A 15,645-nucleotide genomic window follows, 5' to 3' on the forward strand; every position below is an offset into this window, starting at 1 on the left:
TGAGATATGCCATGAAAGTCACCACACGTTTAGCCTGGCTGGCCGCCACTCTGTTTTCCCTGCTCTCTTATAGCGTACAGGCCGAACAACGTATTATCAGCGCAGGTGCCAGCGTCACGGAACTGCTGCTGGCTCTCAACGCCCAGCAAGAGTTGGTTGCTGTTGATGTCACCAGTACCCTGCCAGATATGCTGACCCTGCCAAAAATCGGTTATCATCGCCAGCTATCTGCCGAAGGTATTCTATCTTTAGCACCAACCCGTCTGATTGGTTCAGATGAAATGGGGCCACCGGCGACCTTAAACAAATTACGCGCAGCCGGTGTTGAAGTCGACGTGATTAACAGCGATGTCACACCACAAGGGCTGATGCAGCGTATCGATCAAATTGCCGCGCTGACCGGGCATTCCGCCAATTCCACCCAGCTCAAACAAACCGTACAACACACTCTTGATCACCTGTCGGCCCACCAGCCACCACAATCAGCACGCAAAAAAGTTCTGTTTTTGCTGATTCATGAAGGACGAGCCGCCAATGTCGCCGGCACCCAGACAGTACCGGACGAAATCATCAATCTGGCGGGCGCGACCAATCCTGCAGCCGGTGAAGTGAGCAGTTATAAACCGCTGTCGATGGAAGCTCTGGTTCAGATGCAACCCGATGTCATCCTGGTCAGCGGGCGCAGCTATGACAAGTTGGGCGGACCGGACGCGATTCTGCAATCTCTGCCTCTGCTGGCGGCAACACCGGCTGGCCAGAACAAACAGATCATTACCCTTGACGGGCACGCACTGGTCGGCGGATTGGGCCTCAACAGCCTGAAGGAAGCCCAGCGTCTGCAAACTATTTTGTACCCTCAGGAGTAGCACAACAATGTTAAGGCAGATCCCCCTTTCATGGACCTCGCTGGTGCTGACATTGCTGGTGACATTCAGCGCGGTCTATTCAATCACAGTCGGACCGATGGCCATCAGTGTCAGCGATAGCCTGAAAAGCCTGCTGCTCAGTTCCAGTGATGTGGCTAACCATGTGCAAATGGTGATCCATCAAATCCGCTTTCCGCGTACGGTGCTGTGTATGCTGGTCGGTGCTATTCTCGCCCTGTGTGGCACCGTGATGCAGGGATTGTTCCGCAATCCGCTGGCAGAGCCAGGTATTATCGGTGTTTCCGCGGGGGCCATGCTTGGGGCTGCCATCGCGATTGTCATGCTGGCGAACCTGAGCAGCAGTCCAACCTGGCTCAATACTTTAGGGCTGCCTCTGTTCGCATTTGTCGGCGGAGCTCTGACGACTATTCTGGTCTATCGCCTTGGCACCAGTTCCCTTGGCACCTCGGTCACCATGATGCTGCTGGCCGGTGTTGCCATCAGTGCGCTATCAGGAGCAGGCGTGGGCTACCTCAACTTTGTCGCCGACGATCAAATGCTGCGTGATCTGTCCCTCTGGTCGATGGGCTCATTTGCGGCGGCCAGTTGGCCCAATATCGCGCTGTGCGCGGTGACATTGCTGCTGTTGTTCAGTTATGCCTCTCGCCACACCCTGGCGCTGAATGCGCTGCTGCTTGGTGAGTCAGAAGCTCGTCATCTGGGCATTGAGGTTGAACGTCTCAAACGCAATATGATTGTCCTGTCTGCCCTTGGTGTCGGCGTGACCGTTAGCGCAGTCGGCATGATAGGTTTTGTCGGCCTGGTCGTGCCTCATCTAGGGCGTATGCTGGTTGGCCCGGATCACCGCAACCTCGTCCCGGTTTCGGCCTTACTCGGCGCTTTGCTCTTAACCATCGCGGATATGGTATCGCGCCAGATTATCGCTCCGGCTGAACTGCCGATTGGTATTGTCACCGCGTTGATCGGAGCCCCCTTCTTTCTCTATCTACTGTTTCAACAAAAAGGAAAACTGTCGTGATGAGCACTCCGGCCATTCAGGCCCGCGGGCTGCACGTTCAATTCGGGCAACGTGTTATTCTGAATAATCTTAATGTGGATATTGATTGTGGCCAGGTCATTGCGCTACTGGGGCCCAACGGTGCCGGTAAAAGCACCCTGCTTAAGCTGCTGAGTGGCGAGATGGCCAGCGAAGCAGAGATTCGGGTATTTGGTCAGCGCCGCCAACAATGGGATAAAAGTGAACTGGCACGCCATGTTGGTCTGCTGCCGCAGTCGAGCAGCCTCAGCTTTGCCTTCACCGCACAGGAAGTGGTGGAGCTGGGGGCGATTCCGCTCAGTGTCAGTCGTCAACAAGTGACCGAACTGGCAAGACACTATATGCATGTCACCGATGTCGCCCACCTCGCGCACCGCCTGTATCCATCGTTGTCCGGAGGAGAGAAACAGCGCCTGCATTTAGCCCGGGTGCTGACCCAGCTTCATCAGGCCGGATCGCAGAAAATTTTAATGCTCGACGAGCCCACTTCGGCACTGGATTTGGCTCATCAGCACAACACGCTGCAAATCGTCCGTCAATTGGCAACCGAAGAACAGTGCGCCGTGATTGTAGTACTGCATGATCTCAACCTCGCTGCACAATATGCTGATCGTATGCTGCTGCTGAGTGAAGGTGAACTGGTGTGTGATGCCGCGCCCTGGCAGGCGCTCACCACACAGACCATACAACAGGTTTATGGTTTCCGGGCCGTCATCGCTGCGCATCCGACCCTGGCCTTTCCGGTCGTCTATCCTGCCAAGTAAGCGTTATTGGTATTGAAAATCAAAAGGCCAGCATGTCTTCATGCTGGCCTTTTGATTACTTTTCTCATGATGCTGACGTTGGATGATGCTTACGTTCTCATGCGAATTACTTACTCATGGTAATAAGAGATTTACCAATCAACCATTCGACTTTTTCATCACTGCCTGAGCCGAGTTTTTCGTCAGCCAGTTTGTACAGACGTTCCAGGCCATTGTAGGCGAACTCCTGTGCACGTTCAGCAATCACGACGTGCTGGAAAACCAGACGAAGAATGGCAACAAATTCTGAGTTGTCCAGCGCTTTCATCCAGCTTGAAACAAAGGATTCTTGGCCATTATCAAAATCAAGATGCTCAACAAACAGGCTGAACATACGGCCGTCCAGTGCTGAAGCAAAATCGGTTTTCTTGGGAAAATGGTGGCTGATTCCAGTACGTGACACACCGGTCTGCTGACTCAGAGTGGTGTATGACATTTTGTCATAGCCGAGGGTCAATAACTGTTCGACAACCGCATCCATGATGGTCTGGATGGTGATTTCGGTATCTTCTTTGCTACGCTTTGGCATGGTTAAGGCTCTTCTTATGTACTTTTATGTAGTTCCATACAATGTTGGTTTCCAATGATAAATATCATTGATTACGTTTTATCAATGCCTTGCACAACGTGGTGGCATCAACGGCTCGAACCACCTGAGGACGTACATCAGCCAACCTCCACAGTGACCAATGCACTCATTGAATGGATGAAAACACCCGCTTAAACATCGGTGAGTTACCGATAAAATTCGACACATCAATATTTCCGACCCGTGAATCATCTAATAAACCTTTAGTTAAGGCAATAAATTTCAGTAAGCCACGCCAAATTAATGACACTCAAACTTACAATAAATTGACTAAACTCACACTCAGAATTGTCACAAAGGTGCCATTCACACCGATTAGGCACCCAAAAAAGAGTTCACTCACTACGTCTCCAGGCTGAGTGAGAATCTGATCAACTTTCACAAACCAAGAGATTTGACAGCAGAAAATCGTGCAACTCACTCATCCTTGATCAGGCGCAAACTTTCGCGCATTTTTGCTTAAAACAACCATAGCCGGGCCAGAGCGAGCGGAGTAAGATACCCTCATGATTTGTAAGAGGATGGTAAGATGAGCAACCAAACCTACCGAGAACAGGAAGTGTGTGAAGCATGTGGTGTCGCCGGTGAAATGGGCTTCATCATCCGCGAAGGGGATGATGTCGCTGAAGTAACTATTTTTGCCGACTCAGAGCCGCAAATGCGCGCAGAACTGGACAAGTACCTCACATTGGCTGAGCAGGTAAACAAAAACGTTGAGCACGAAGTCATGCCGTTAGCCGACGATGCCAAAGAGATGCACGTGCGATTCAAATTTGAAGTCAGTGCGGAAAAATTAATTTTCGAGCTCAGATCCCGCTCGCTGGCACGTTAATAACCCATTTATCGGGAATGGTTAACGTCAGCCCGGAGCCGAATTCCGGGCCTGACAGGAGAGCGAGCCGTCAGGACTCGCTTTGTTATCACCATTATTGTGACCATTATTGTGACCATTTTTGTGACCATTTTTGTGACATTGTGCGCTTTGATGATGATTTTTCCGCCTCTATCATTGCAGCCACTGTGCACGCTGGCGATACTGAAGCCATCACTATTGTCTGGATTGCTGACATCGGCATGCACTACCCGCTCATCGCTCTGCTCACATTACTGGCCGCCCTCTCTGCATCGGCCGAACCACTCGACCACTATCAAATCCTGAATTATCTGGATAACTACGGTAATCTGGACTTACGCAATAAGCCTTTCACCGCACTGCCAGACAACATGGAACTCAAGGGCAATCTGAGTATCGCCAAAACAGGCATCACTAAACTGCCTCGCGGGCTGAAAATTGAAGGCAGCCTGGATGCAGCCAACAGTCAACTGGCACAAGTGCCACGCGGTACATTTATTCGCGGCTACGCCAACTTACTCGGTTCGCAAATCCAGCGCTGGCCGGCTGGAATTAATCTTGGCGGTTATCTCAATCTGACTGACACGCCACTGGTTGGATTGCCGCCGCGTTTGAGAGTGAAAGGCGACTTGAGTGTCATGCGAACCCCTTTAACCGAGCTGCCGGATGGGTTAGTCGTGGAAGGAAATCTGTTTATTGGCGGCTCGCAAATCAGCGCCTTGCCGGATAACTTAACCGTTAATGGCAATATCTATCTGGGCGGTAACCGTATCAGCCACTGGCCAGCTAATCTTACCCTGGGCGGCGCTGTCGCCCGCTGAGCCAGTACCATTCGGGAACAAAAAAGAGAAGCAGCTGCTTCTCTTTTTTGTTCTTTATTATCAGGTGTTACTTGCGGTGACGCACCGGGTTGGCATAACTATCAAGCAAGTAAGAATGCGCACCTTCAGGCAGATGGGCCAGTTTCTCCTGCAGCTTAGCGCGCACCGCTGGCGTGATATCTTCATGTTCTTCACCTGCGGCCAGCAGGTTAATCGGATACAGCTTATAGTGCGTGTGGATCTGGCGGTCAATCTCTTGCGCCAGTGCCTCTGGAGTCTCATACGGCTGATCAATCACATCGCCAAACGCGACATGGATACGGCCTTTTTCACCGACAATACCCTGAATGATACTTTCGATATCTTCAAACTCTGATTTTTCGTACTTGCCGTGCGTGGCCTTCTCATACAGTTCGCGCGCTTTGGCAATATCACACGGGTCATTCTCATAAGAGATAGAGACCGGCACGATTTTCAGTGACTGAATGTAATCAGCAAACTCAGCTTTCTGTTTACGTCCTTCAACATGGAACATTTTCAGGATCGCCGGATCGGTATAATCGTTGCCATCTTTGGCACGGCCTTCCTTCTGTGCAATCCAGATTGAGTTACCGGTCTCCAGCGAATGCTTAATGTAGGCTGACAAGGTACCCAGCGCTTTCATCATTTCACGCGGGCCCTTGGCGGAACGTTTCACAATAAAACTTTTGTTCAGCTTCATCAGTTCAGTGGCACATGGTTTCTTCAGCAGGTTATCGCCGATTGCAATACGTACAGTGCGATGCCCGGAAACATACAGACCATAGTTTACCAGCGCCGGATCCATCGCGATATCACGGTGGTTAGAGATAAACAGGTACGAGGTACTTTTATCCAGCTTGTCGAGGCCACTGTATGTCACACCATGCGTGGTGTGCTCCAGCGTTTGATCAAGGTACTTTTTCACTTCCCGCTGAATAACATCAACGGACTTCAGTTTAGCCCATTTGAATTTCAGATAGGCTTTAACAAAAGGTCCCATCAGAGATTGCAGCCAAGCCGGCTGACGCTCAAAACGGTGCTGCAAAATGGCAGCGATAAACTCTTCGTCATTAATCAGACGATTAATGGCGGCAGGAATCTCTTCGTCATTGTAAGGACGAATGTCTACATAAGGATCGTTTGTTGAAGTCATATTATTTTACATCAAATAAAAAGCTGGCCTATTCTACGCGTAGTCACCATCAGTCGCAGCTATCGTTACCACATAATTCACAAGGTCAGACCAGAACACGTGATAAAGGTTTCTTAAAAGTGACAGAAATATTTCCGCCTGTCACAACTCTCAGTAAGCTTATTTCATGCCACTTCACTGGGTATTTGGCTTTTTTCAGGGAAAGCGTTACCCTTAGCGCCCTTCTATTGCTCGAGGCTATCCATGAACTACGCTATCCAATCTGAAACGTGCTTATTTCCCTACCTTGAAGCCACGTCGCGCAAGCGCGCCGTTAAGCACAGCCTGATTCATGTGGAGCGTGGTTTAGTGCTGGTCAAACTCGGCAAGCAGGAATACGCCATTGAGGCGGATCAAGCGCTGTGGATACCGATCGACTGTCTGAGTGCACTGACGTTTTTCCCCAACACACAAATTCAGCGTATCGATTTTTCGGTTCGATTGCCTGATACCTTTCCGCATCAGGCGGGCCTGGTTAAACATAGCGAACTTAGCCGGGCGGTACTTAACCGTCTGCGACAACTTGCTAGTGATCAGCAAGTCAGCCGTGAAGACGAAGTGTATCTGCATTTGCTGCACGTGATAAAAAGCGAAGTCAAAAACTTTGAACCTAAGCTGCCTCATTCGACATTTAATCAGTCTTTAGCCGCCTGGTCACCACAGGCACACCATGGGTTAAGCAAAGAACAGCATTTAGTCTTGCTGGTACGTGAAGCGATGAAACGTCGCCAGTCAGGCGGAAAAGAAGCGCAAATCGTTGCCGAACTGTTTGCTGACAACAACAGCCAGTATCAGCAGATGTGTCAGATCGTACTAGGTAAAACGCTCTAGGCTCCAGCACGAAGCGCAGCAGCCAACAGCACTGGATATCAGTCAGGACAGCGTTCAACCGGCGTGACTCTCACGCCGGTTGAGTCGATTAAGCTACAATCTTGAAGCCCAGTCGGTTGAAGACCAGTCTCCCAGCCTCAAATTGCTAACCAACAATTTCGACGTCTGTCTCCGGGACGCAGCAACACGCCAGCACCACACCCATATGACGTTCATGCGCCGGCAGCGCCGGCACCTGAGGTTGATGCACCTTGCCCGATTGTACTGTGACTTTACAGGCGCCACACAAACCGGCGCGACAACTGCTTTCGATGTGAATACCGGCTTCTTCTGCCTGATCAAGCAGTGGCGCCTGATTATTGCCGCTGAACACTTTTCCATTGATGCTAAGCTGAACGGTTTTAAGCTCTTTTGGCGCCGTCAGCGCGACACCAAAGGCTTCCTGATGATAAGCCGTTTGCGGCAGTCCCTGTTTGAGCAGCAAATTTTTCGCCTTTTGCATAAAACCATCCGGCCCGCACACAAACACCTGACGCTGAGTTACCTCTTTCACTTGCTTGAGGTGAGACAGCGAAAAACGCCCCTTCAGACCAAACCAGTCCAGCGGTGCCTGGGTAAGCGAAATAAAGACTTTAAGGCCGGTAAACTGGCTTTCCAGTTGTTTCAGCTCGTCACGCACCGGGATATCTGCCACTGAACGACACTGGTGGTAAAACACGACGTCGTCGATTTGATCATGATCCGCCAGATAACGCAGCATCGACAGCATCGGGGTCACCCCACTGCCAGCCGACAACAACAGCAGTGGCTGACGCGACTGACTCCCATCGAGGTGAAAGCTGCCATCCGGCGCTTCGGTCGTTAATGCATCACCAACTTGCAGATGATTCACCAGCCAGTTCGACACCCGGCCACCATCAATGCGCTTGACCGAAATCGCCAGACGTCCGGGACGCGAAGGACTGGATGACAAGGTATAACGGCGTGCTATCCGCTCCCCTTCGATCACCAGCTCAATCGGCAGATGCTGCCCAGGCAGGTAAGCCGGCAACTCACCCTGCTGCGGCTCAAGCCAGAAGGTAACGAAATCACGCGCGATTTCTTCCCGCTCCACGCAAGTCATGCGGTAATGACGCAGCCCCTGATCCTGATACGCTTCTTTTTCTTTGTATTCCAATACTTGCACCACATCACCGGCGCGAATCATGCCTTCATTTTTCGCCACCAGGTTCTGGCCAAAAAACACTCCGCCACGCTCGTTGGCGCGAAATTGCGATAAGGTGCGCAGTGGCTCCTGAGTGGGACGAAATGTGCCCGTTTCCACATCCACCGTAGTCAGAATACAGCGCTCACAGGGCTTCACCGCTTCAAACTCGACGTCGCCAATCCGAATCCGTTTCCAGCCGTCCTCGGCGAATGGTTCCGTCCCGGACACCACCAGATTCGTACGGAATTGATCCATACTGTGGCGCTCCGGACTGCGGCGATTGAGCTCTTCGAGGGAGCCTTCACTGATCACCAACAGCGGGTAACCGTCGGCAAAGCTGACGTTACTGCCGACTTTTTCCCGCACCCGGTTAGACTGCTGGCCACTAAACAGTAACTCAACCCGCTGACCCAACACCTCGCTGAACCAGTCATCCGCTTCATCGGTGGTGGTATAGGCAATAAAGTTATCTTTCCAAACCTGTGCCGGCGCTTCCTGCAACTTGAAATCCGCATAACGCAACCTCAGCGGCGGCTTATCTTGCGCAGTAAAGATCAAGCCATCCGGGGTCAGAGTCGAATGCACTTTCACCATCGCGGGATACTTGCGCGCCGTGACCATGCTGCCATCAGCCAGCGCCACCATAAAACGGCGGTCAAACATCAGCCCCTGCTTTTCTACCCAGACGGTAGACAAGCCGATGCCGGCGACAGACTTAACCGGATAAATATTGATTTGTGAGAGATGAGCGGACGACATGGCATTTCCTTAGCGCAATAAGAATGAGATGTGATGCGGTGATAATAATTCGATGTGTGAGGTGATAATAAAACAATTTCACGCTGACGACTAACCTGCTTGCATAATGGAGAGATACGGCGATAAAAAGTGAGAAAAATGCCGCTTTCAGACGAAGATCAAATTAAGGGGTGAAATTGGCCCCCTTTTCCTCTATCATCCTGTCGCCTAAACGGAAGCGTTTGCGTCATACGGACATCCGCGTTTTTTGCGGTCAGGCAGACAGTTTAGGCTCCAATCACTCAACGACTTCATGGTGGGAGCAATACATGACAACACTTACGATCACTCGTCCTGACGACTGGCACGTTCACCTGCGCGATGGCGAGGTCCTGACCGATACAGTACGTGATATCAGCCGCTACAACGGACGCGCGCTAATCATGCCCAATACTGTCCCACCTGTGATTAATACCGAAATGGCGCTGGCCTACCGCGAGCGTATCATGAACGCGCAGCCACAAGGCCAGTTTGAGCCGCTGATGTCACTCTACCTGACTGACAACACCAGCGCAGACGATATCCGCAGCGCCAAGGCATCCGGTGCCGTTGTCGCTGCCAAGCTTTATCCGGCGGGCGCCACCACCAACTCAGACTCTGGTGTCACCTCAGCGAAAAATATTTACCCTGTACTGCAAGCGATGCAGGAAGAAGGGTTGCTGCTGCTGGTGCACGGCGAAGTGACTACGCACGATATTGACATTTTCGACCGTGAAAAAACCTTCCTGGACACCGTACTGGCTCCGATCGTGAACGATTTCCCGAATCTGAAAATAGTCCTCGAGCACATCACCACGGCCGATGCTGTCGAGTTCGTCAACAAAGCCGGTGACAACGTCGCGGCAACGATCACCGCGCATCACCTGATGTACAACCGTAACCACATGCTGGTTGGCGGTATCCGCCCGCACTTTTACTGCCTGCCAATCCTGAAACGCGCGACCCACCAGCACGCGTTGGTTGCAGCCGCGACCTCAGGCAGCAAGAAATTTTTCCTTGGCACCGATTCAGCGCCGCATTCCAAGGGCAAAAAAGAGACGGCCTGTGGCTGTGCCGGTTCGTACACCGCACACGCGGCACTGGAACTGTATGCGGAAGTATTCGAACAGGAAGGTAAGCTTGATCAACTGGAAGCCTTCGCCAGCCACAATGGCCCGGATTTCTACGGTCTGCCGCGTAACAGCGACACCGTTACCCTAAGCAAACAAGCCTGGGACGTGCCGGCGGAAATGCCGTTTGGCGGCGAAACCGTAGTGCCGATTCGTGGCGGCGAACAGGTGCTGTGGACAGTCAAATAACCGTGACCACTGAGTCAGTAGCCTAACGGCCGAAAACAAACGCAAAGAAGAGGCTTCGCCTCTTCTTTTTTATTGCACTGATTGGCAACGTTGCATAACTGGTGACTGCCAGAGAAGAAAAGCGTTAGTCTATTCATTCACTAGTAAATCACCATTGAAATGTTTTATCTTGTCGATAACGACAACTTAGTGACCGCGTACTTTGTGCACGACTTCCATCACCGCCACCACAAGCAGACCTGCCACGACCCCAATCAGCCCGTTCAGCAGCGCCGGAACCAAGTCTGAAACCAGGGTAAGCTCCGGAATACGCATAATCACAGGCTCAATCCAGTGATGAATGACCGGCACGTTATGCACCACGATACCACCACCGACCAAAAACATCGCTGCTGTCCCCACCACTGTCAAACCTTTCATTAGCTTAGGCGCGAACGCGACTAAGGCTGCTCCTATCACTGCCAGACCACCTTTACCCTGAGATTTACGCTCCAGATAAAAACCAAGATCGTCGAGTTTGACAATCCCGGCCACCAGGCCATACACACCGGCCGTCATGATCACCGCAATCAGGCTGACCACCGCAATCTGGGTCAACATCGCGTATCCCTGCACTGTGCCCAGCGCAATGACGATAATCTCCGCAGAAAGAATAAAATCGGTCCGGATCGCCCCCTGAACCTTTTTGGTTTCATACTCCTCAAGACTGACCTGACTGAGCTCTTCCATCGCCTGCTCAGGCTGTTTCTTTGGCTGCGGGTGAAACAGCTTCTCCAGCACTTTCTCCGCCCCCTCATAACAGAGGAACAAGCCGCCCAGCAACAGCAAAGGCATGATAAGCCAGGGCGCAACAGAGCTGATGATCAGCGCCGCAGGCACCAAAATACATTTATTACGAAATGAACCTTTGGCAACCGCCCAGACCACCGGAATTTCCCGTTCAGCGGCAACGCCTGACACTTGCTGTGCATTGAGCGCCAAATCATCGCCCAGCACACCCGCAGTTTTTTTGGCGGCCATCTTGGACATCACTGCTACATCATCCAGCACGGTCGCGATATCATCTAACAGGGTTAATAAACTTGCACCAGCCATTCTCGTCTCTTCATCTCGGTTTAATCAAACATTACGCAACGAAATGTAACATCATCCGGGCCTGTGCGCGAAATAAAGCCGGCTTTTTTCTCGTGCCGCTGCCGGTGGTAACGCCCGCTACTTGTCTCAGCAGATAACTGGGATTACTCTTGGTTTTTTCTCCTTAGTCACAGGGAAAGTTATGCACAGTGCTTACACTTATCCAATCGGAACCCCAGGTCAGAAATGGGGTGATGAAGAACGCCAGATCTGGCGTGCTCAAACCAGTATCAAACGCGAATATCAGCAGCTGGTAATACCTGAAATCGAAGCCTTACGCGCTCGGTTTGATGTGGTTCAGTATGGCGCGCTCTCTTATGATCCAGCGCGCTATCCGCTGTGGTGTGTGAAAACCCGCGCCTGGCAGGATGACAAACCAACGGTACTGATCACTGGCGGTGTGCACGGCTACGAAACCAGCGGCGTGCATGGTGCGCTGCAGTTTCTGGCCACAGAGGCGAGCCGCTTTGAAAGCGAGGTCAATCTCGTGGTAGCGCCATGTGTCAGCCCTTGGGGTTATGAGACCATCAATCGCTGGAACCCGAATGCGCTCGATCCGAACCGTTCGTTTTATCCGGGCAGCCCGGCGGAAGAGTCTGCCGCGTTGATGGCACTGGTGGCTGAACTGCCAGATATTTTGCTGCATATTGATCTGCACGAAACCACCGACACGGATGAAAGCGAGTTCCGCCCGGCACTGGCCGCACGTGATGGTATTGCCTATGTCGCCGGCTCGATTCCGGACGGCTTCTACACGGTCGGCGACAGCGATAAACCGCAACTGGCCTTGCAGACGGCTATCATCGAGGCGGTGCGCAAGGTGACCCACATTGCACCAAGCGACGAGAACGGCCAGCTGATTGGCTCCGATGCGGTTCAGGAAGGCGTGATTCTCTATCCGATGAAAAAACTGGGCTTGTGTGGCGGCGTCACCGATTGTACGTACACTTCAACCACCGAAGTCTATCCGGACAGCCCGCAGGTGACTGCTCAGGAATGCAATGACGCGCAGGTCGCGGCGGTGGTCGGCGCGCTGGAGTACGTGCTGGCCCAGTGATAAGCATGGTGCATAGCACGCCGCGGATAATGGCGTGCCACGGATAACACTGGTCGACACTCTCCATCATCGGTCCTAAAGCAGGCGGTTTTTGTATTGCTCCGGGGTCTGCCCGGAGTATTTTTTAAACATCGAGATAAACGGACTGGCCTGGTTGTAGCCTAAAGTCAGTGCGACTTCTTTGACCGAATGACCGCTGCGCAGCAATTCCATGGAATACAGATAACGGACCCGCAGACGCCACTCGGTAAAGCTCATACCCAATTCAGCCTGACAATGGCGTGCCAGTGTGCGTTCCGTTGCATGGACTTTTTCCGCCCACTGCTGCAGGCTGGTGTCATCGGTGGGGCTCTCTTCCACGGCCGCCAGGATGGGTGCCAAATACTTATTATTACTTGATGGCAGAAAATGGTGCTGGCTTTCCTGAGTCGCCAGTTGATCGAGCAGCACCTGAACCAGACGTTTATCCTGCAGTGATTCTGCCACGCTTATCTGGCGGCGACGAAAATCATCAATAATCGCTGACACGATCGGGGTGACTTTGATTAAGCAGGTCCGGCTCGGAAACGCCGTGGTCATATCGGCAGCAATGTTGAGCGAACAGTACTCGATTGGCTTACGGTTAAAACTTTTATGCCGGATACCCGCCGGAACCCAAATCGCCAGATGAGGTGGTGCGAGAAAACGGGTGTCCTGCGCTTCCATCTCCAGAATACCACCGGATATCAGTTGTACCTGGCCCCAGGCATGACTGTGCTCACGGGTTTCTGTGTTGGACAGAAAGGCTTCAAAATTCATAAATACATCGGAGGGTGCCTGCTCAATCGATAAAGAGGGGTGAAGGTTTCTGGCGCGTTTTCTCAAAGTTGTCTTCCTATCGCTCGCGATGTCTTTTTGAAGATATATATAATTATATAGACCTGTCACACTTAACGCCAATACTACTTGATATCGACATCACCTGGCATCAGGGTCGTTGGCTAGCCAGGTCAGCAGGTGTCACATCAATTCGGTAGCAGCACGCAATCGCAATTCATACATTGTCTTTATCGATTTACTTCAGAACGTTGAGGCTGACATGATCTATCTCTTACCTATGTTTACAGTACTGATTTGGGGGGCCAACACCCTGGTCAATAAACTGGCCTCCCACATTATCGAACCCAGTGCCATGAGCTTTTACCGCTGGCTGCTGGCGATGGTGATTCTGACTCCGTTCTGTTTGCCCGGTGTGCTTCGGCAATGGACGATTATTCGTCCTTACCTGGCTAAACTCGCGTTCCTGTCGCTGCTGGGCATGGCGCTAAACCAATCGCTTGGTTACTACGCCGGCCTCACCACCAGCGCTTCAAATATGTCATTAATCACTTCACTGATCCCTCTGCTGAGTATCTTCTTCAGTGTGCCGCTGCTGGGTAAACATCTCTCTGCACTGAGTATCGTCGGTGCTGTGCTATCGCTGGCCGGGTTGGCATTTATGCTTGGCCAGGGTGACCTGCTGTTTTTTATCGATCAGGATATCACCCAAGGTGACGGTCTGATGGTCCTGTCGGCGGCGGTCTACGCCCTGTACTGCGTGTTACTCAAGCGCTGGAAAATGCCATTCAGCAACTGGACACTGATCTACTTGCAAGGCTCTCTGGCAGTGGTCATGCTGGCACCACTCTGGCTGACCAGCGAGCACTTACTACCACCGCAAGAGTCGTTGCCATTGATCGCCTACGCAGGTATTGCCGCCTCCTTACTGGCGCCATGGATGTGGGTCAAAGCCATCGACGTGCTCGGAGCTGACTCGACCGCTATATTTATGAACCTGCTGCCTGTGGTGTCGGTAGCGCTGGCAGCAGGGTTGCTGGATGAACAGATCCACGTCTATCATCTGCTGGGCGGTCTCATGGTGCTGAGCGGGGTGATTCTGGCTCAGATCAAGCGTCCGCTGCGCAGCACTCCGCCAGCCACTGCCTTACCGCTTACCTCACCACGACCTTAAACAGCTCACCGACAGTATAACCCGCTGGCCGGACTCGGAATTTGATAAAAACGCGCATTGAGGCGCGTTTTTTATTGCCAACACAGAGCAAACAAAAACAAAACATTGCGCAAAGGTTACAGATTCGTTATTAGTTAGACATGCGTGCATGAAGTCTTGCGCACAATGTGGCAAAGACGCGTTCAAATCATAAAGGAAGAGCCGATGAGCAGTGGCAAACGAGATATAACTCTGCGCTTTCTAGCAGAGCCCGGAGATGTAAACTTTGGCGGTAAAGTACACGGCGGCGCCGTGATGAAATGGATCGACCTGGCTGCATACGCCTGCTCCGCAGCGTGGAGCGGAAAATACTGTATCACCGCCTACGCCGGCGGTATTCGTTTCGTGGCACCGATTCTGGTCGGCAACCTGGTGGAAGTCAGCGCTAAGGTCATTTATACCGGTAAAACCTCAATGCACATTGCGATTGATGTCCAGGCCACGGATCCGAAAGAACTCAACAATCATCTCACCACACACTGCATTGTGATTATGGTCGCCGTGGATGAAAACGGTAAACCAACGCCGGTTCCGGAGTGGATCCCGACCACCGATGAAGACATCGCACTGCGTCAATCGGCCATCCGCCTGATGAATATGCGTACTGAAATCGGCGAAGAGATGGAAGCGCACGTTAAATATCTCAAAGCCCGCTAAATCTCGCACAGATCCACCCAATCAGAAATAGTCCAGATACAACATCAGGTGAGCTGATAACGTATCTGGCTAATTTTATTCAGCCTTGTCATCTAACCTTCATTTTTCTTTGCTTTACTACTTCATTAGCTGGCAAAGGTATGCCTGCCTATTGGCACAAGCAGAGAGCAATAGATGTCGTTAACCCTCAGTGATATCACCCTCAGTGAGAACACCCTGTCTGATACTAGATCGGTTGAATACCAGTGGGTACGGACCATGTACGTGGAAGGCTATCCCCCGTTAGAGATTAATCATTACATTCAGGCCTGCTTTGGCGGAGATGAAACCTTTGCCGATCTGTTTCGTAAAGTGGCTCTGCAGCAGGAGAGCCTGTACGTGCTGCTGCGTTATATCGGGTGCGCGCCATCCAGTCGCGAGCTGTGATTTGAC

General features: G+C 51.9%; 16 protein-coding genes. 11 read left to right on the top strand and 5 right to left on the bottom strand.

What is annotated here, in order from left to right; all coding sequences use genetic code 11:
* The first annotated feature begins 11 nt into the window (after nt 1-11).
* Genes J0X00_RS00890 through J0X00_RS00900 form a run of 3 tightly spaced genes read left to right on the top strand, consistent with a single transcriptional unit; the run spans nt 12 to nt 2,687 of the window.
* Nucleotides 12-866: an ABC transporter substrate-binding protein gene (locus J0X00_RS00890; protein WP_282476764.1), complete on the top strand. Its 855-nt coding sequence runs from the start codon at nt 12-14 to the stop codon at nt 864-866.
* A gap of 7 nt (nt 867-873) precedes the next feature.
* The gene (locus tag J0X00_RS00895; RefSeq protein WP_282476765.1) at nt 874-1,905 is read left to right on the top strand and encodes an iron ABC transporter permease; all 1,032 of its coding nucleotides are present in this window, start codon (nt 874-876) and stop codon (nt 1,903-1,905) included.
* Nucleotides 1,905-2,687: a heme ABC transporter ATP-binding protein gene (locus J0X00_RS00900; protein WP_282477012.1), complete on the top strand. Its 783-nt coding sequence runs from the start codon at nt 1,905-1,907 to the stop codon at nt 2,685-2,687. The genes J0X00_RS00895 and J0X00_RS00900 overlap by 1 nt, the downstream gene beginning before the upstream one ends.
* Nucleotides 2,688-2,793: 106 nt before the next feature.
* On the opposite strand, the gene J0X00_RS00905 is transcribed toward J0X00_RS00900, so the two are convergent.
* Complete coding sequence (locus J0X00_RS00905) at nt 2,794-3,255, bottom strand: TetR family transcriptional regulator (RefSeq protein WP_136483817.1); 462 nt, start codon at nt 3,253-3,255, stop codon at nt 2,794-2,796.
* A 589-nt stretch (nt 3,256-3,844) separates the two neighbouring features.
* Here J0X00_RS00905 and J0X00_RS00910 point away from each other — a divergent pair.
* Together J0X00_RS00910 and J0X00_RS00915 are read left to right on the top strand one after the other, a co-directional pair.
* Entirely contained in the window at nt 3,845-4,147 is a 303-nt protein-coding gene (locus tag J0X00_RS00910) for a YfcZ/YiiS family protein (RefSeq protein WP_136483816.1), read from the top strand.
* Between the two features lie 242 nt (nt 4,148-4,389).
* Nucleotides 4,390-4,989 (top strand): hypothetical protein, encoded by a 600-nt coding sequence (locus J0X00_RS00915; RefSeq protein ID WP_136484002.1) that lies wholly within the window; start codon nt 4,390-4,392, stop codon nt 4,987-4,989.
* 67 nt (nt 4,990-5,056) lie between these two features.
* Here the strand turns inward: J0X00_RS00915 and J0X00_RS00920 are convergent, their stop codons facing one another.
* Nucleotides 5,057-6,163 (bottom strand): 1-acyl-sn-glycerol-3-phosphate acyltransferase, encoded by a 1,107-nt coding sequence (locus J0X00_RS00920; RefSeq protein ID WP_282476766.1) that lies wholly within the window; start codon nt 6,161-6,163, stop codon nt 5,057-5,059.
* Nucleotides 6,164-6,406: 243 nt separating this feature from the next.
* Between J0X00_RS00920 and J0X00_RS00925 the strand changes: the two genes are divergently transcribed.
* Nucleotides 6,407-7,033 (top strand): AraC family transcriptional regulator, encoded by a 627-nt coding sequence (locus tag J0X00_RS00925; protein ID WP_282476767.1) that lies wholly within the window; start codon nt 6,407-6,409, stop codon nt 7,031-7,033.
* Between the two features lie 145 nt (nt 7,034-7,178).
* Here J0X00_RS00925 and J0X00_RS00930 read toward each other — a convergent pair whose 3' ends face one another.
* A complete protein-coding gene (locus tag J0X00_RS00930; protein WP_282476768.1) occupies nt 7,179-8,999 on the bottom strand; it encodes a hybrid-cluster NAD(P)-dependent oxidoreductase in 1,821 nt (606 codons plus the stop codon).
* Between the two features lie 308 nt (nt 9,000-9,307).
* Here J0X00_RS00930 and pyrC point away from each other — a divergent pair, with 308 nt between their 5' ends.
* The gene (pyrC, locus tag J0X00_RS00935; RefSeq protein ID WP_136483812.1) at nt 9,308-10,336 is read left to right on the top strand and encodes a dihydroorotase; all 1,029 of its coding nucleotides are present in this window, start codon (nt 9,308-9,310) and stop codon (nt 10,334-10,336) included.
* 186 nt (nt 10,337-10,522) lie between these two features.
* Here pyrC and J0X00_RS00940 read toward each other — a convergent pair whose 3' ends face one another.
* On the bottom strand, nt 10,523-11,431 hold the full coding sequence (locus J0X00_RS00940; protein ID WP_136483811.1) for a DUF808 domain-containing protein: 909 nt from the start codon (nt 11,429-11,431) through the stop codon (nt 10,523-10,525).
* A gap of 181 nt (nt 11,432-11,612) precedes the next feature.
* Between J0X00_RS00940 and J0X00_RS00945 the strand changes: the two genes are divergently transcribed.
* A complete protein-coding gene (locus J0X00_RS00945; RefSeq protein WP_282476769.1) occupies nt 11,613-12,527 on the top strand; it encodes a M14 family metallocarboxypeptidase in 915 nt (304 codons plus the stop codon).
* Between the two features lie 75 nt (nt 12,528-12,602).
* On the opposite strand, the gene J0X00_RS00950 is transcribed toward J0X00_RS00945, so the two are convergent.
* Nucleotides 12,603-13,391 carry a helix-turn-helix transcriptional regulator gene (locus J0X00_RS00950; protein ID WP_136483809.1) on the bottom strand — a complete coding sequence of 263 codons (789 nt, stop codon included), beginning with the start codon at nt 13,389-13,391 and terminating at the stop codon, nt 12,603-12,605.
* A gap of 214 nt (nt 13,392-13,605) precedes the next feature.
* On the opposite strand from J0X00_RS00950, the gene J0X00_RS00955 reads away from it, so the two are divergent.
* The 3 genes from J0X00_RS00955 to J0X00_RS00965 all read left to right on the top strand — a co-directional run bounded on the left by J0X00_RS00955 (nt 13,606) and on the right by J0X00_RS00965 (nt 15,639).
* Nucleotides 13,606-14,517 (top strand): DMT family transporter, encoded by a 912-nt coding sequence (locus J0X00_RS00955; RefSeq protein ID WP_282476770.1) that lies wholly within the window; start codon nt 13,606-13,608, stop codon nt 14,515-14,517.
* Between the two features lie 204 nt (nt 14,518-14,721).
* Nucleotides 14,722-15,213, top strand: coding sequence for an acyl-CoA thioesterase (locus tag J0X00_RS00960; RefSeq protein WP_136483807.1), 492 nt, complete (start codon nt 14,722-14,724; stop codon nt 15,211-15,213).
* Between the two features lie 174 nt (nt 15,214-15,387).
* Nucleotides 15,388-15,639: a hypothetical protein gene (locus J0X00_RS00965; RefSeq protein WP_218561531.1), complete on the top strand. Its 252-nt coding sequence runs from the start codon at nt 15,388-15,390 to the stop codon at nt 15,637-15,639.
* Nucleotides 15,640-15,645: the final 6 nt, after the last annotated feature.

Source organism: Vibrio sp. ABG19 (genome assembly GCF_029962385.1).
Taxonomy (GTDB): Bacteria; Pseudomonadota; Gammaproteobacteria; order Enterobacterales; family Vibrionaceae; genus Vibrio; species Vibrio ostreae.

Bases quoted from the DNA above. Each gene is read 5' to 3' on its own strand.
- J0X00_RS00940 (WP_136483811.1), bottom strand. From the start codon at position 11,431: ATGGCTGGTGCAAGTTTATTAACCCTGTTAGATGATATCGCGACCGTG.
- pyrC (WP_136483812.1), top strand. From the start codon at position 9,308: ATGACAACACTTACGATCACTCGTCCTGACGACTGGCACGTTCACCTG.
- J0X00_RS00925 (WP_282476767.1), top strand. From the start codon at position 6,407: ATGAACTACGCTATCCAATCTGAAACGTGCTTATTTCCCTACCTTGAA.
- J0X00_RS00890 (WP_282476764.1), top strand. From the start codon at position 12: ATGAAAGTCACCACACGTTTAGCCTGGCTGGCCGCCACTCTGTTTTCC.
- J0X00_RS00930 (WP_282476768.1), bottom strand. From the start codon at position 8,999: ATGTCGTCCGCTCATCTCTCACAAATCAATATTTATCCGGTTAAGTCT.
- J0X00_RS00910 (WP_136483816.1), top strand. From the start codon at position 3,845: ATGAGCAACCAAACCTACCGAGAACAGGAAGTGTGTGAAGCATGTGGT.
- J0X00_RS00895 (WP_282476765.1), top strand. From the start codon at position 874: ATGTTAAGGCAGATCCCCCTTTCATGGACCTCGCTGGTGCTGACATTG.
- J0X00_RS00955 (WP_282476770.1), top strand. From the start codon at position 13,606: ATGATCTATCTCTTACCTATGTTTACAGTACTGATTTGGGGGGCCAAC.
- J0X00_RS00945 (WP_282476769.1), top strand. From the start codon at position 11,613: ATGCACAGTGCTTACACTTATCCAATCGGAACCCCAGGTCAGAAATGG.
- J0X00_RS00900 (WP_282477012.1), top strand. From the start codon at position 1,905: ATGAGCACTCCGGCCATTCAGGCCCGCGGGCTGCACGTTCAATTCGGG.
- J0X00_RS00915 (WP_136484002.1), top strand. From the start codon at position 4,390: ATGCACTACCCGCTCATCGCTCTGCTCACATTACTGGCCGCCCTCTCT.
- J0X00_RS00905 (WP_136483817.1), bottom strand. From the start codon at position 3,255: ATGCCAAAGCGTAGCAAAGAAGATACCGAAATCACCATCCAGACCATC.
- J0X00_RS00960 (WP_136483807.1), top strand. From the start codon at position 14,722: ATGAGCAGTGGCAAACGAGATATAACTCTGCGCTTTCTAGCAGAGCCC.
- J0X00_RS00965 (WP_218561531.1), top strand. From the start codon at position 15,388: ATGTCGTTAACCCTCAGTGATATCACCCTCAGTGAGAACACCCTGTCT.
- J0X00_RS00920 (WP_282476766.1), bottom strand. From the start codon at position 6,163: ATGACTTCAACAAACGATCCTTATGTAGACATTCGTCCTTACAATGAC.